The following is a 14,056-nucleotide window of genomic DNA, read 5'->3' as shown; positions in this document are numbered from 1 at the left end:
ATTAGTTATGTAACTTCACGCCGAAGCGCAGCGCGATGCCCAGGCCGATGGCCACCAGGGTGATATTGATGAAGGACAGCGCCGCCACCAGGTCGGTCGAGCCGCCTGCCCACAGCGATACCAGCATGGCGCCGATCACTTCCGTGCCCGGCGAGAGCAGGTACACGCCCGTCGAATATTCGCGCTCGAAGATCAGGAACACCATCAGCCAGGCGCCCAGCAAGCCGTATTTGATCAGCGGCAGGGTCACGTCGCGCGTCACCTGGCCGCGGCTGGCGCCGACGGCGCGCGCCGCCTCTTCCAGCTCCGGCCCCACCTGCAGCAGCGCCGTGGAAATCAGGCGCATGCCGTAGGCCATCCACACCACCGAATACGCGAGCCACAAGGCGAAGATCGTCGAGCGCACTTCGCGCAGCACGGGGATCACATGGCCGCTCAGCCACAGCGCCACGCCGTTATCCATGCCTTTCAAGATGCCGTCAAGCCAGGCCGGCACGAACAGGAAGACCCACAGGAACGACAGGCCGGCCAAGAGGCCCGGCACGGCGCGCGGCACCAGCACGCTGTAGTCGAGCAGGCGCGTGATGCCGTCCTGCTTGCGGTGCATGGCCAGCGCGATGAAACTGTAGCAGCCGACGGCCAGCGCGCCGCCGACGACGCCGATCAGGATGGTGTTGACGATGCCGCGCACCAGCGACGGCTGGTCGAAAATGTCGCGGAAATGCTGCAAGGTCAAGACGTCGGCCAGGTGCACGCCCTCGCCCCAGTACTGCACGAAGGAGCGCAGCACGATACCCGTCAACGGCAGGATGATGGTGAAGATCAGCCAGCCGGCCAGCAAAGCGAACGCCAGCCACTTCCAGCGGCCCAGCGGCATGGCCTTGCTGCGCGCGCCCTTGCCCTTGATCGACACATATTTGTTGGCGGATTTGAGCAGCCAGCGCTGTATCATCACCAGCGGCATGGTCACCATCACCAGGCAGACGGCGACGGCGGCCATCAGGTGATACGACGGCGTACCGAGCTTGTTCGTCAGTTTGTACAGATAGGTCGGCAGCACCAGGTGGCCTTCCGGATCGCCGAGCACCAGCACCAGGCCGAACACCTCGAAGCCGAGGAAAAATACCAGCACGCCCGCATACGCCAGCGCCGGCATGATCATCGGCAGCGACACGTTGAGCATCACCTGGATCGGCGAGGCGCCGGCCACGCGGGCCGCTTCCTCGACGTCCGAACCCAGGCTTTTCAGGGCCGACGAAGCGTACAGGTAGACGTGCGGCACGTGCGTCAGGCCGGCGATGATGACGATGCTGGTGAAGGAATAAATATTCCACGGCACGAAGCCGAGCAGCTCCTTGGCCCAGATCGAATAGAAGCCCACGGGCCCCATCGAGACGACGTAGCCGAAGCCCATCACCATCGGCGACACAAAGATCGGCACCAGCAGCATCGGGGCCACCCAGCCGCGGCCAGGCAGGTCCGTGCGCACCATCAAAAAGGCCAGCATGCCGCCCAGCGGCACGGCGATCACGGTCAGACCGAAGGCCAGCATCAGGCCATTCTTGAAGGCCATGGCGAAATCGGGATCATCGAAGATGAAACGGTAGGAATCAAAGCCAAATTCGCGCACGGGCATGAAAAACGGCGCGTTCAAAAAGCTCTGGTAAAAAATCAGGAACAGCGGCAGGAAGATGGCGACCAGCGTGATCGCCACGACCACGCCGCGCGGCCAGTTCAGGCGCGACAAGGGAGAGCGCGACCGCGCAGGCAGCGGCAAGATAGCAGTTTGCATGATGAATCCAATGAATGAAGGGTGCGGCGTGCGCCCGCAAGCCAGGCTCGCGGGCGGCCAAGACGGCATTGGCTATTTTTACTTCTTGCCGGCGGTCTCTTTCCACTGCTTCAGGAACGCCATGCGCTTGGCAGGTCCCAGAAATTGCAGGATGATCGGGTGCACGGGAATCGGCTTGACGTTGGCCGCGCCGATTTCCTTGATCAGTTCCGCCGATGTCGTTTCGCCCGTGACGTCAGCGCGGATGGCGAACAGCTTGGCGCCGTTGGCGATGATGGTCTGGCCGCGGTGCGACAGGATGTAATCGAGCCACAGCTTGCTGGCGTTGACGTTCTTCGCGTTCTTGTTGATGAACTGCACGCGCGACAGGATCAAGGTGTAGTCCTTGGGCAGCACCACGCCGATCGACGGATCGGTCTTGGCGCGCACCAGGGCGTAGGAGCCGAGCACGTTGTAGCCGATCAGGTTTTCACCGGACGAGATGCGCTCCATCATGGTGCCCGTCGACGACTGCACGCGCACCTTGGCCGTGCCGAACGCGTTTTGCAGCGCCAGGAATTGCGGATATTCCTTCGCATCCTGCGCCATGAACATGAAGCCGACGCCCGACTTTTCGATGTCGTAGGTGGTGACCTTGTCCTTGAATTTCGGCGTGGCGATCAGCTTGACGAAGTCGTCGTGATTCTTCGGCACTTCCTTCGGATCGAGCAATCGCTTGTTGTAGACGATGGCGGCCGGCTCGAACGTGGTGCCGTAGGCCTGGTCGTCCCACATGGCCCAGCCGGGGATCTTCGCCGCTTCGACCGACTTGTATTTCAGGGCGTAGCCGTCGGAGGCCAGGCGCATCTGCAAGTCCATCGCCGACGACCACATCACGTCGGCCGTATTGCCGCCGGCGGCCACTTCGGAAATGAAGCGGTTGTACACTTCCGTCGAATTCATGTCGTTGTATTCAACCGAGATGCCCGGATACAGCGCGCTGAAATCCTTGATCAGGGGCGCGGCGGCCTTGCTGTCGGTGGCGCTGTAGATCACCACCTTGCCTTCCTTCTTGGCCGCGTCGATGATCTTCTGGTAGTCGGCCGGATAACCTGCCGGCACCTGGGCGAAGGCGGCGCCGGTGGTACCCGCAAAAGCGGCTGCCAGGGCGATGGCGAGTATGGTCTTGGTTTGCATGGTTTGTCTCCGTCTGTGATTGTTGTATGGTTTGCTATTGGCTTCAGCGCATCAGGCCCAGTTCGGCGGCCTGCCTGGCATAGCGTTCGACCGCCTGGTTCACGTACTGCGTCAATTTGTCGCCCGTCAGCGCGAACGGATACATGCCCGCCTGCGTGCGCCACTGGGCAAACTGCGGCGTGGCCATGGCGCGTTCAAAACTGGCCACCCAGCGCTGGTAATCCGCTTCCGGCACCTGTGGCCCCATCCACACGCCGCGAATGATGGGCCACACCACGTCGATGCCCTGCTCGCGCGCCGTCGGTACGCCGGCCAGCACGCCGGGCAGGCGCTTTTCCGACAGCACCGCCAGCACGCGCGCATGGCTGTCGCCCGCATTCAGGGTCGCTTCCGAGGTGTCGCCCGACATCACCTGCACGTAATCGGCCTGCATCGCCGTAAATATTTCGCCGCCACCTTCCAGTGCCACGAAGCGCAGCACTTTCGGGTCGATGCCGGCCTTGCGCGCCACCAGCGCCATCTTCAGCCAGTCCTGGCTGCCGATGGTGCCGGACACGCCGATCAGCACCTTGTCGGGGTGGCGCTTGAGCGCGGCGATCAGGTCGGCCAGGGTCTTGTAGGGCGAGTCGCTGCGCACGGCGATCATGCCGTAGTCGGCGCCCAGCGCCGCCACCCAGCGCACGTCGCCCGTCTTGGCGTTGCCGAACTTGCCTTGCGCCAGGTTCAGCAGCGAGCCGCCCGAAAACACCACCAGGGTGTTGGCTTCGGCACGCCGGCGCTGCGAGCCCATCGAACGCCACGCCACCGCGCCGATGCCGCCGGGCAGATAGCTGATGCGCACCGAGGACGCGAACGGCGCTGCCGCCGCCGGATCGGGCTGCAGCAGCCCTTTCTGCGCCAGCTTGCAGGTCAGGTCCATGGCGCCGCCCGGCTTGGACGGCACCACGCAATCGACTTCAGGCGCGGCGGCTGTTGCCGGCGCGGGCAGCAGCGCCGACAACAGCAGCAACGACAGGAACGCGGTGCGCGGCATCGTCATGCCTTAGAAGCGGTGCTGGATGCCGGCGATCAGGCCGCGCTGCGTGTCGCCGAAACCGGCATCGTCACGCGACAGGCTGACCAGCTGGTTGTGCTTGGCCTTGGCATAGGCGCCGGCCACGTACAGGTCCGTGCGCTTGGACAGGGCATAACGCACGCGCGCCACGTACATGATCGGATCGGCATTGAGGCTCGCCGCCACGTTTTTCACGTCCTGGTAGTAGATCACGCCCGTCAGGGTGATGACCGGCGTGGTCTTGTAGCTGACGCCGCCCCAGTACAGGGTGCCGCGCACGTCGGCCTTGCCGGCTGCTGCCGGATCGAGCTTGTAGTCGCGCGCCGCCGCCTGCACTTTCCACGGGCCGTCGTCGTACATGGCGCCCAGGTGGTACACGGTGGTCTTGTCGCGCGCGCCGCCGGCGATGGCATTGCCGTTCACCTGTTCATACGTGGCCAGCAGGCTGACGGGACCCGTCTTGTAGGTAACGGCCGTCGACAGCTTGGCGCTGTCCGAGCTGCCCGTCGACTGTTCGCCGAAGCCGTACGATGCGCCGTAGCTGAAGTCGCCCGTCTTGCCCGAGTACTTGACCATGTTGTCGAAGGCCGTCGTCATGCCATACTTGCTCGGACCCGACGCGTTGGCCGAAGTGGCCCACGAATAGAACGGCGCATAGGCCATCGGATCGAATGGCAGCACGAAGTCGTACACGGTGGTGAACGAGCGTCCCAGCACGACGCGGCCAAACGCGCCTTCCAGGCCCACGTTGGCCTGGCGCTTGAACAGCGCGCCGTCGGCCGCGCCCGTGTCGACCAGGATGCCGCCTTCCAGATTGAAGACGGCTTTCAGGCCGCCGCCCAGATCTTCGCTGCCCAGGATGCCCCAGCGCGAGGTGTTCATGCCACCCGAACTGACTTGCGTCATCGAGCTTTTGTTCGGACCGGCGTTGCTGGTGTTGCTGATGCCGGCGTCCAGGCGGCCGTACAGGGTGACGTTCGACTGGGCGTGGGCGCTGCCAGCGGCGGCGAGTACCGCCATTGCGGCCAGCGAGAATGCAGTTTTCTTCATGTAGAGTGTCTCCCTTAGATATAGTTATTAGTGATATGCCTGATCAATTTCATGAATCAGGATCACACTATATGATCGTGATCCTTTCAATTCGCTTTCAGACTGACAGGTGTCGCCGGCCAGCCACAAGCAATACCAACAAATTCATTGCGGCCCCTGTCGGCGGCGTGCCGAGAGGCTTACACTGCACCAATTCAAACGAATGGCGGAGACCATGCGCATATTATTAGTGGAAGACCATCTGGAGCTGTCGCACTGGCTGGCAAAGGCCCTGCGCGACGCGCACCTGACGGTGGAGACCGCCCACAACGGCGCCGATGCCGACGCCCTGCTGCATACGCAGGAATATTCCCTGGTGCTGCTCGACCTTTCCCTGCCGAAGATGGATGGCCTGGACGTGCTGCGCCGCCTGCGCGCACGCGGCGGCACGCGCGGCAAGACTCCCGTCATGATACTCACGGCGCGCGGCGGCCTCGATGACAAGGTGCAGGGCCTGAACCTGGGCGCGGACGACTACATGGCCAAGCCGTTCGAACTGGCCGAACTGGAAGCGCGCGTGAAAGCCCTGCTGCGCCGCAGCCAGGGCAACGAAGCGCTCGTGCACACCTGCGGCGCCCTCAGTTTCGACACCGTCACGCGCATGTTCAGCTATGCCGGCGCCCCTTTTCCCCTGACGCCGCGCGAACACGCCGTACTCGAAGCGCTGATCACGCGCTCGGGACGCGCCGTCTCGAAGGAAAAGCTGTTCGACGAAGTCTTCGCGCTGGCCGACGACGCCAACCTGGACGCCATCGAACTGTATATCCACCGCGTGCGCAAGAAACTGGAAAACGGCGTGGAAAGCGGTTCGCCCGACGGCGCCGTCATCACCACCCTGCGCGGCATCGGCTACCTGCTGCAGCCGCGCAGCGCGATGGCGCCCGCCGCCTCAAAATGACCGTGCGCGCCCCCAGCCGGCCCCTGTTCGAGCGCCTGCGCCGGCGCTGGGCGCAGGGCCGGCCGCTGGGCAGCCTGCGCAGCCAGCTGCTGCGCTGGCTGCTCATCCCGCTGGTCATGCTGGTGCTGCTCGATGCCGTTTTTGTCTACCGCAACGCGCTCGACGCGGCCGACATGGCCTACGACCGTTCCTTGCTGGCGTCGACGCGGGCGCTGGCCGAGCGCGTCTCCATCGTCAACGGCAAGGTCGTGGCCGAAGTGCCCTATGTGGCGCTCGACAGCTTCGAGACCGATACCCTGGGCCGCATCTACTACAAGGTCACGGGCATCAACGGCGAACTGGTGTCGGGCTACGGCGACTTGCCGCCCGTGCCGAAAAACGTGCCCCGTTCGCAGAATTATCCGGCACTGGTGCGCTTCTACCACGCCGACTACCACGGCAAGCCGATCCGCATCGCCGCCCTGCTGCAGCCCGTGTACGACGACTCGATGCGCGGCATCGCCCTGATCCAGGTGGCCGAAACGCTGGATGCGCGGCGCGGCCTGTCGAACCAGATCCTGTTCGACACCCTGATCTGGCAGGCGGCGATGGTGCTGGTGATGGGCGCCCTCGTGTGGTTTGCCGTGCGCCTGGTGCTGCGCCCGCTGATGCGCCTGAAAATGGAAGTCGAGACGCGCACCCTGTCCGACCTGTCCGACGTCGATCCCGCACTGGTGCACAAGGAAATGCGTCCGCTGGTGAGCGCCATGAACGGTTCCATGTCGCGCCTGCAGCAGCTGATCGCCAGTCAGCGCCGCTTCATCGCCGACGCCTCGCACCAGCTGCGCACGCCGTTGACGGTGCTGAAAACCCAGGCCGAACTGGCCATGCGCGAGTGCGACCGCCAGGCGGGTGCGCCGCCGGACATCGCCGCCCTGCGCGACATCGTGCGCTCGATCGCCGTCACCACCGATTCGACCGTGCTGCTGGCCAACCGCCTCCTGACCCTGGCGCGCATCGAACATGGCGGCGAAAACCTGGCGATGGACACCGTCGCGCTGCGCGACGTGGCGCAGCAGGTGGGACTGGAAATGGCCATGGCCGCCGTCGCCAAAAATATCGACCTGTCGCTGGAAGCGCCCGACGAGGCGCCCGTGCATGGCCAGGCGCTGCTGCTGCACGAACTGGTCGCCAACCTGGTCGACAACGCCCTGCGCTACACGCCACAGGGCGGCAGCGTGATCCTGCGCGTGCGCGCGGGCGGTCATGGAAACGAAACGGTGCTGGAAGTGGAAGACAGCGGCGCCGGCATCCCGCCGGCCGAGCGCGAACGCGTGTTCACGCCGTTTTACCGCGTCGGCGCGGCGCTCGAGAGCAACCCCGGCGGCGCCGGTCTGGGCCTGGCCATCGTGCGCGACATCGCCGCCCTGCACGGCGCCAGACTGGAACTGGCGACGGCGGCGAATGGGCACGGATTGAAGGTCAGCGTGCATTTCGGCGGCGCCGCATGAGGTACCAGACAGATATACCTTCGATATTGAATGTTGCACCAAAACAACAAGTACATTATTTGTAATATTTTTTGAATAATTGCCTTACATAAACATATTCATCCCTATACAATTCGGTTCCCATTAAGCGGCGAGGCAGTCTCCCCGCATTAATTATCTAGGATTAATATGAAAAAGCAATTGTTCGCAGTAGTTGTTGGCGCCGCCCTGGCATTCCCTTTGTTCGCCCAAGCTGAAGGCGCTTACGTCGGCGTTAACGTCGGCCGTTCCGAATTGAAAGCATCGGACGAATTTGATTCGATCAAAAAAAGCGACACCGGCTACAAAGCTTACGCTGGCTATGACTTTACGCAAAACTTCGGCGCGGAAGCTGGCTATGTCGACTTCGGCAAACTGACAGAGAAATTTGACGGCGGAAAAATGGAAGTGAAAAGCCATGCATTCTACGTCGCCGCCACCGGCACCCTGCCACTGAACGAACAGTTCTCGCTGTTCGCCAAGGCTGGCGTATCGCAGAACCGCACCAAAGCCACCGTCAGCGAACTCAATTTCAGCGAGAGCGTGTCGAAAAACAAAACTTCCGCCCTGTTTGGTATCGGTGCTGCTTACAACATCAATAAAAACCTGTCGGCTGTTGCGGAATACGAAAACTTCGGCAAAGTAGCAAACGAAGATGGCTCCAAAGTGAAAGCCGACCTGCTGTCGATCGGCCTGCGTTACAAGTTCTAATTCGCACTTGCGCGAATTAATCTCCTGCCGATGTAATGGCGGATAAGAAACCGGCTGCACAGCCGGTTTTTTTATGGGCGAATGGCGTGCAGGCGGCATGGATGCTAAGATCGCGCCCTGAGATTTTAAGAAGGCACCTTGCCATGATGACCAAAGACGATGTAACCGAACTGTTTGCCAATATCGCCGAGAACGCGCCGTGGGATTTGTCCCAGCCGCTGCTGTGGGGCTATTACTTCACCAACCCGACGTCCGAGCCGCTGGAACAGGCCGCCACCTTGCTGGCGCTGCAGGGCTACCGCCCCGTGGAACTGTACCAGCCGGAACTCGACGATCCGGCGGCACCGCCCGTGTGGGTGCTGCACGTGGAAAAGGCCGAAGTGCACGGCGTCGACAGCCTGCATGCGCGCAATGGCGAACTGATGGCATTTGCGCAGGACAACCAGCTGGCCAGCTATGACGGCATGGACGTGGGCCCCGTCGGTACGGCGGCGTAATCCGACGATATTACGCATAAAAAAACGGCGCCCGCGGGCGCCGTTTTGCATGGATCGCTGAAAACGTTTAGCTGAGGTTTTCCAGGCGGATCTTGGTGACCGTGCCCACCACGCTGTTCAACGCTTCCATCTTCTCGATGGCGGCCGTGACGTTCTTTTCCTGCGTCTGGTGCGTCAGCATGATGATGTCCGTATGCGTCTCGCCCTCGGCCGGCTCTTTTTGCAGCATGGCGTCGATCGAGATTCCGCGTTCGGCCAGGATGCGCGTCAGGTCGGCCAGCACGCCCGGCTGGTCGGCCACGTGCATGCGCAGGTAGTAGCTGGTGGTGATTTCCGACATCGGCAAGATCGCGATATCGGTCATCGCGTTCGGCTGGAACGCCAGGTGCGGCACGCGGTGCTCCGGATCGGCCGTGGCCAGGCGCGTGATGTCGACCAGGTCGGCGATCACCGACGAAGCGGTCGGCTCGGCGCCCGCGCCGCGGCCCGAATACAGGCTGGCGCCGACGGCGTCACCGTGCACCAGCACCGCGTTCATGGCGCCTTCCACGTTGGCGATCAGGCGCTTGGCTGGGATCAGGGTCGGATGCACGCGCAGCTCGATGCCTTCCACGCCATTGACGGTGGCGCGCTTGGTGATGCCCAGCAGCTTGATGCGGTAGCCCAGCTGCTCGGCGTAGCGGATGTCGACGGCATTGAGGTTGCTGATGCCTTCCACGTAGGCCTTGTCGAACTGCACCGGAATGCCGAAGGCGATGGCCGACATGATGGTGGCCTTGTGTGCGGCGTCGACGCCTTCGATGTCGAAGGTGGGGTCGGCTTCCGCGTAACCGAGTTCCTGCGCCTGTTTCAGCACGGTGGCGAAATCGAGGCCCTTGTCGCGCATCTCGGACAGAATGAAATTGGTGGTGCCGTTGATGATGCCGGCGATCCATTCGATGCGGTTGGCCGTCAAGCCTTCGCGCAGCGCCTTGATGATGGGGATGCCGCCGGCGACGGCCGCCTCGAAGGCCACCATCACGCCCTTGTCCTGGGCGGCGGCGAAGATTTCGTTGCCGTGCACGGCCAGCAGCGCCTTGTTGGCCGTCACCACGTGCTTGCCGTTGGCGATGGCCTGCATCACCAGGGTTTTCGACAGGTCGTAGCCGCCGATCAGTTCGACGACGATGTCGATCTCGGGATCGTTGACGATCAGGTAAGGGTCATTGACGACCTTGCAGCCGCCGGCGACGAGCGCTTCGGCGCGCGCCACGTCGCGCACGGCGACGGCGACGACGTCAATGCCGCGGCCCGCGCGGCGCTTGATTTCTTCCTGGTTGCGTTTCAGGACGCTGAACGTGCCGTAACCGACGTTGCCCAGGCCCAGCAGGCCGATCTTGATGGATTTCATAGTTGTGCTTGACTGCTCATAAGTGGCGCCCCCTTGGGCGGCGCCAGGTTGATCGAGATTGCTGCTGGCTTTCAGCCCCGGCCGTGACGCTTGCGATAGCCTTCGAGGAAGCGCGCAATGCGCCCCATGGCCTCGGTCAGGTCATCGGAGTTGGGCAGGAAGACGACGCGGAAATGGTCGGGCGCGATCCAGTTGAACCCCGTGCCCTGCACGATCAGGACCTTGGCTTCGGCCAGTAATTCATAGGCAAACTGCTGGTCGTCGGCGATCGGGTAGATCTCCGGGTCCAGGCGCGGGAACATGTACAGCGCGGCCTTCGGCTTGACACAGGTGACGCCGGGGATATCGGTCAGCAGCTTGTGCGCTAGGTCGCGCTGTTTCAACAGGCGCCCGCCGGGCCCCACCAGGTCTTGTATGCTCTGGTAGCCGCCTAGCGCCGTCTGGATGGCAAACTGCCCCGGCGCATTGGCGCATAGCCGCATCGAGGCCAGCATGTTGAGGCCCTCGATGTAATCTTTGGCGTGGCGCTTTTCGCCCGAGACTACCATCCAGCCGGAACGGTAGCCGCAGGAGCGGTAATTCTTCGACAGGCCGTTCATGGTAATGAACAGCACGTCGTCGGCCAGCGAGGCGATCGACACGTGCTCGGCTTCGTCGTACAGCACCTTGTCGTAGATCTCGTCGGCGAAAATGATCAGTTGGTGCTGGCGCGCCAGTTCGACGATCTGCAGCAGCACGGAAACCGGGTACAGCGCGCCGGTAGGATTGTTCGGGTTGATGACGACGATGGCCTTGGTCTGCGGCGTGATCTTGCGGCGCATGTCCTCGATGTCGGGATACCACTCGTTCTGCTCGTCGCACACATAATGCACGGGATTGCCGCCCGACAGGCTGACGGCGGCCGTCCACAGCGGATAATCGGGCGCCGGCACCAGCACTTCGTCGCCACTGTTGAGCAGGGCGTTCATCGACATGACGATCAGTTCGGAAGCGCCATTGCCCAGGTAAATGTCATCGATGGTCACGCCGGCGATATTCTTGCCCTGCGTGTAGTGCATGACGGCCTTGCGCGGCGCGAACATGCCTTTCGAATCCGTATAGCCGGCCGCGTTCTGCAGATTGAGCATCATGTCGCGCACGATCTCGTCGGGCGGATCGAAGCCGAATACGGCCAGATTGCCGATATTGAGCTTGGTGATCTTGTGGCCTTCTTCTTCCATTTGCCTGGATTTTTCCAGGACCGGGCCGCGGATGTCGTAGCAGACGTCCGCCAATTTATTCGATTTCTGAATCGGTCGCAAAATAAATCCCTGTCGTGATGCGGCGCGGAGACTTGAGCTTGCAGCGTGGCCGCCGCGCCAGAACTATGAACCCGTGAAACTGCGATGCGAAAGACTGCAAGGCGAAAACAACCATTCTCGCCGAAAACAGGCCATTTTATCAAATTAAACATGGCGAACTGCAGCATTTGACGCCGATTCTGCCACGCCGGCGCAGCCGGACGACTATCGGGCGGGCGCCATCTTCATCTTCCCTTAATCTTGCAGCATTACCATGGCGCCAGCATGCAGCGCCACTGTGGCGCCGAACATTGCAAATTGGAAAGGATGTTGCTTTTCAGTCGCTCTTTTCTGTCATTTATGGCATGCTTACGCCCTTGGCCGCGGCACCCAGTTTGGCCGCGCGCGTACCGATCAACCGACACGACCAGCCCCGATATCGCCATGAAACTCCACGCCAGCAGCACCCAACAATACCAGACTGTCACCGGCTATGACGAAAACGGCGTCGAGATCAATGCCCAGCCGTACAACTACAGCCTGATCGTCATGCCGGAAACGCCGCCGCGCGCGTGGGAAGTGGACAGTTTCGAACAATTGAACGAGGCGCATTTCGCGCAAATCCTGGCCGATGCGCCCGACGTGGTCATCCTCGGCACGGGCGAGCGCCAGCGCTTCGTGCACCCGAAGCTGACGGCCGCGCTGACCATGCGCCGCATCGGCGTCGAATGCATGGATAGCCAGGCTGCCTGCCGCACCTACAACATCCTCATGGGCGAGGGCCGCAAAGTCACCCTGGCACTGATCCTGGCCCCGGCCGCAGGCAAGCCTGCATGAAAATCAATGTCAACGAACTGCACTCGTCGCGGGTGCTGATGTGGTCCCTGCTGGGCATCTTCATCGTCGTCACCCTGTATGCGCTGGGCGTGCGCACCCTGGTGCCGCCCGACGAGGGCCGCTACGCCGAGATGGCGCGCGAGATGTTCGTCACGGGCGACTGGATCACCACACGCCTGAACGGCATCAAGTACTTTGAAAAACCGCCGCTGCAAACGTGGATGAATGCGCTGACCTTCGCCGCCTTCGGCCTGGGCGAGTGGCAGGCGCGCCTGTGGACTGGCCTGTGCGGCATCATCGGCGTGTGCATGACGGCGTACGCGGGCAAGAAGGTCTTCGGCCCGCGCGTGGGCCTGTATGCGGGCCTGGTGCTGGCGTCGAGCCTGTTCTGGCTCGCTTCCGGCCAGATCAATTCGCTGGACATGGGCCTGTCGGGCATGATGACCCTGACCCTGGGCAGCCTGCTGATCGCCCAGCGCGACGACGCCACGGCGACGGAGCGGCGCAACTGGATGCTGGCCTGCTGGGCCGCCATGGCGCTCGCCGTGCTGGCCAAGGGCCTGATCGGCATCGTGCTGCCGGGCGCCGTGCTGGTGCTGTATTCGCTGTGTGCGCGCGACTGGCGCATCTGGACGCGTCTGCACCTGGTCAAGGGCTTGCTGGTGTTCTTTGCCATCGCCACGCCGTGGTTCGTGCTGGTCGCCCTGCGCAATCCAGAGCAGCCGCATTTCTTCTTCATCCACGAGCATTTCCAGCGCTTCCTGATGAAGGGCCACAAGCGCGAAGGCGCCTGGTATTACTTCCTCGTGCTGCTCATTCCCGGCATCCTGCCATGGATAGGCCTGCTGCCGCAAAGCCTGGCCGCCGCCTTCCAGCGTCAGGAAGGCGCCTTCCAGCCCCGTTTGATGCTGCTGGTCTGGGCCGTCTTCATTTTCTTCTTCTTCAGCTATTCGACCTCGAAGCTGCCCGGCTATATCGTGCCCATCTTCCCGGCGCTGGCCTTGCTGGTGGCGCTGTACCTGGAATCGGCATCGCGCCGCCAGCGCCTGTTCGCCGCCGGCCTGCTGTGCGTGCTGGGCGCTGCCATCCTGATCGGCGGACCGATCGCGTTCAGCAAGGCCAGCGCGCGCGATCCGGCAGCATTGATTGCATTGAAAGGCTACCAGCCATGGCTGATGGCGGCCGGCTTCTTCGCCCTGGCCGGCGGCGCCCTGGCCTTGCTGCATGCGCGCCAGCTGCGCCGCGACATGACGGTGCTGACGATCGCCGGCGCCGGCTTCCTGGCCACGCACTGCATCCTGGCCGGCTCCGAACTGTATGGCCAGAACCGCGCAGGCACCGACATGCTGCCGCAGATCCAGGCCGAACTGACGGCCGATACCAAGCTCTATTCGGTCGGCATCTACGAACAGTCGTTGACCTATTATCTGCAGCGGCCCGTGATCCTCGTCGATTACTGGGATGAATTCACGTTTGGCCTGAAACAGCAGCCGGAACTGTCGATCCCGAACATCGAGCCTTTCATCACGCAATGGACGAACGATGCCAACGCCGGCGTGCGCGACATGGCCATTATCAGCCTGGACCGCTACAAGGAATTGCAACAACGTGGCGTGCCCATGCGTGTCATTGCCGAGGACGCGCGCCGCATGGTCATTGCCAACAAATAATGTTTAACTGGGGCGCGAGGCAGCACGGATCGCGCCCCCGGCCAGCTTGCCCCGCCCCCGCATCGGCATGATTTTTTCACCGCTGAACCGGCTGCGCCGCCATACTGACGATATAAAATAGCCATGCCTGCCGGCCGCTTTTCACCGTACGGCA

General features: G+C 62.7%; 12 protein-coding genes. 6 read left to right on the top strand and 6 right to left on the bottom strand.

The annotated features are described in order from the left end of the window. Position 1 precedes the first annotated feature (1 nt). From IGS60_RS18450 to IGS60_RS18435, 4 genes are all read right to left on the bottom strand, one after another. Positions 2–1,792 (bottom strand): iron ABC transporter permease, encoded by a 1,791-nt coding sequence (locus IGS60_RS18450; RefSeq protein ID WP_070219148.1) that lies wholly within the window; start codon positions 1,790–1,792, stop codon positions 2–4. A gap of 78 nt (positions 1,793–1,870) precedes the next feature. Further along, positions 1,871–2,968, bottom strand: coding sequence for an ABC transporter substrate-binding protein (locus tag IGS60_RS18445; protein ID WP_070219147.1), 1,098 nt, complete (start codon positions 2,966–2,968; stop codon positions 1,871–1,873). Between the two features lie 43 nt (positions 2,969–3,011). Then, positions 3,012–4,007, bottom strand: a complete 996-nt coding sequence (locus IGS60_RS18440) for a tripartite tricarboxylate transporter substrate binding protein (RefSeq protein WP_230505771.1) — start codon at positions 4,005–4,007, stop codon at positions 3,012–3,014. 3 nt (positions 4,008–4,010) lie between these two features. Beyond that, positions 4,011–5,072 carry a porin gene (locus IGS60_RS18435; protein WP_230505770.1) on the bottom strand — a complete coding sequence of 354 codons (1,062 nt, stop codon included), beginning with the start codon at positions 5,070–5,072 and terminating at the stop codon, positions 4,011–4,013. Between the two features lie 214 nt (positions 5,073–5,286). Here IGS60_RS18435 and IGS60_RS18430 point away from each other — a divergent pair, with 214 nt between their 5' ends. The 4 genes from IGS60_RS18430 to IGS60_RS18415 all read left to right on the top strand — a co-directional run bounded on the left by IGS60_RS18430 (position 5,287) and on the right by IGS60_RS18415 (position 8,725). Further along, positions 5,287–6,009, top strand: coding sequence for a response regulator (locus IGS60_RS18430; protein WP_070219206.1), 723 nt, complete (start codon positions 5,287–5,289; stop codon positions 6,007–6,009). Further along, on the top strand, positions 6,006–7,499 hold the full coding sequence (locus IGS60_RS18425; protein ID WP_230505769.1) for a sensor histidine kinase: 1,494 nt from the start codon (positions 6,006–6,008) through the stop codon (positions 7,497–7,499). The genes IGS60_RS18430 and IGS60_RS18425 overlap by 4 nt, the downstream gene beginning before the upstream one ends. A 168-nt stretch (positions 7,500–7,667) precedes the next feature. Then, positions 7,668–8,228: an outer membrane beta-barrel protein gene (locus IGS60_RS18420; protein WP_070290554.1), complete on the top strand. Its 561-nt coding sequence runs from the start codon at positions 7,668–7,670 to the stop codon at positions 8,226–8,228. 143 nt (positions 8,229–8,371) lie between these two features. Further along, positions 8,372–8,725 (top strand): ribonuclease E inhibitor RraB, encoded by a 354-nt coding sequence (locus tag IGS60_RS18415; RefSeq protein ID WP_083293510.1) that lies wholly within the window; start codon positions 8,372–8,374, stop codon positions 8,723–8,725. Positions 8,726–8,792: 67 nt separating this feature from the next. Here IGS60_RS18415 and IGS60_RS18410 read toward each other — a convergent pair whose 3' ends face one another. Then, a complete protein-coding gene (locus IGS60_RS18410) occupies positions 8,793–10,115 on the bottom strand; it encodes a homoserine dehydrogenase (protein ID WP_070219142.1) in 1,323 nt (440 codons plus the stop codon). A 71-nt stretch (positions 10,116–10,186) separates the two neighbouring features. Then, the gene (locus IGS60_RS18405; RefSeq protein ID WP_034750427.1) at positions 10,187–11,416 is read right to left on the bottom strand and encodes a pyridoxal phosphate-dependent aminotransferase; all 1,230 of its coding nucleotides are present in this window, start codon (positions 11,414–11,416) and stop codon (positions 10,187–10,189) included. Positions 11,417–11,839: 423 nt separating this feature from the next. Here IGS60_RS18405 and IGS60_RS18400 point away from each other — a divergent pair, with 423 nt between their 5' ends. Continuing rightward, the gene (locus IGS60_RS18400) at positions 11,840–12,232 is read left to right on the top strand and encodes an Mth938-like domain-containing protein (protein WP_070219140.1); all 393 of its coding nucleotides are present in this window, start codon (positions 11,840–11,842) and stop codon (positions 12,230–12,232) included. Next, entirely contained in the window at positions 12,229–13,902 is a 1,674-nt protein-coding gene (locus tag IGS60_RS18395) for a glycosyltransferase family 39 protein (RefSeq protein WP_230505768.1), read from the top strand. The genes IGS60_RS18400 and IGS60_RS18395 overlap by 4 nt, the downstream gene beginning before the upstream one ends. Positions 13,903–14,056 lie beyond the last annotated feature (154 nt).

Source organism: Janthinobacterium sp. FW305-128 (assembly GCF_020858135.1).
GTDB lineage: Bacteria > Pseudomonadota > Gammaproteobacteria > Burkholderiales > Burkholderiaceae_D > Janthinobacterium.
Note: the sequence above shows the minus strand (reverse complement) of the source record. Positions and strands in the feature narration are given on the sequence as shown.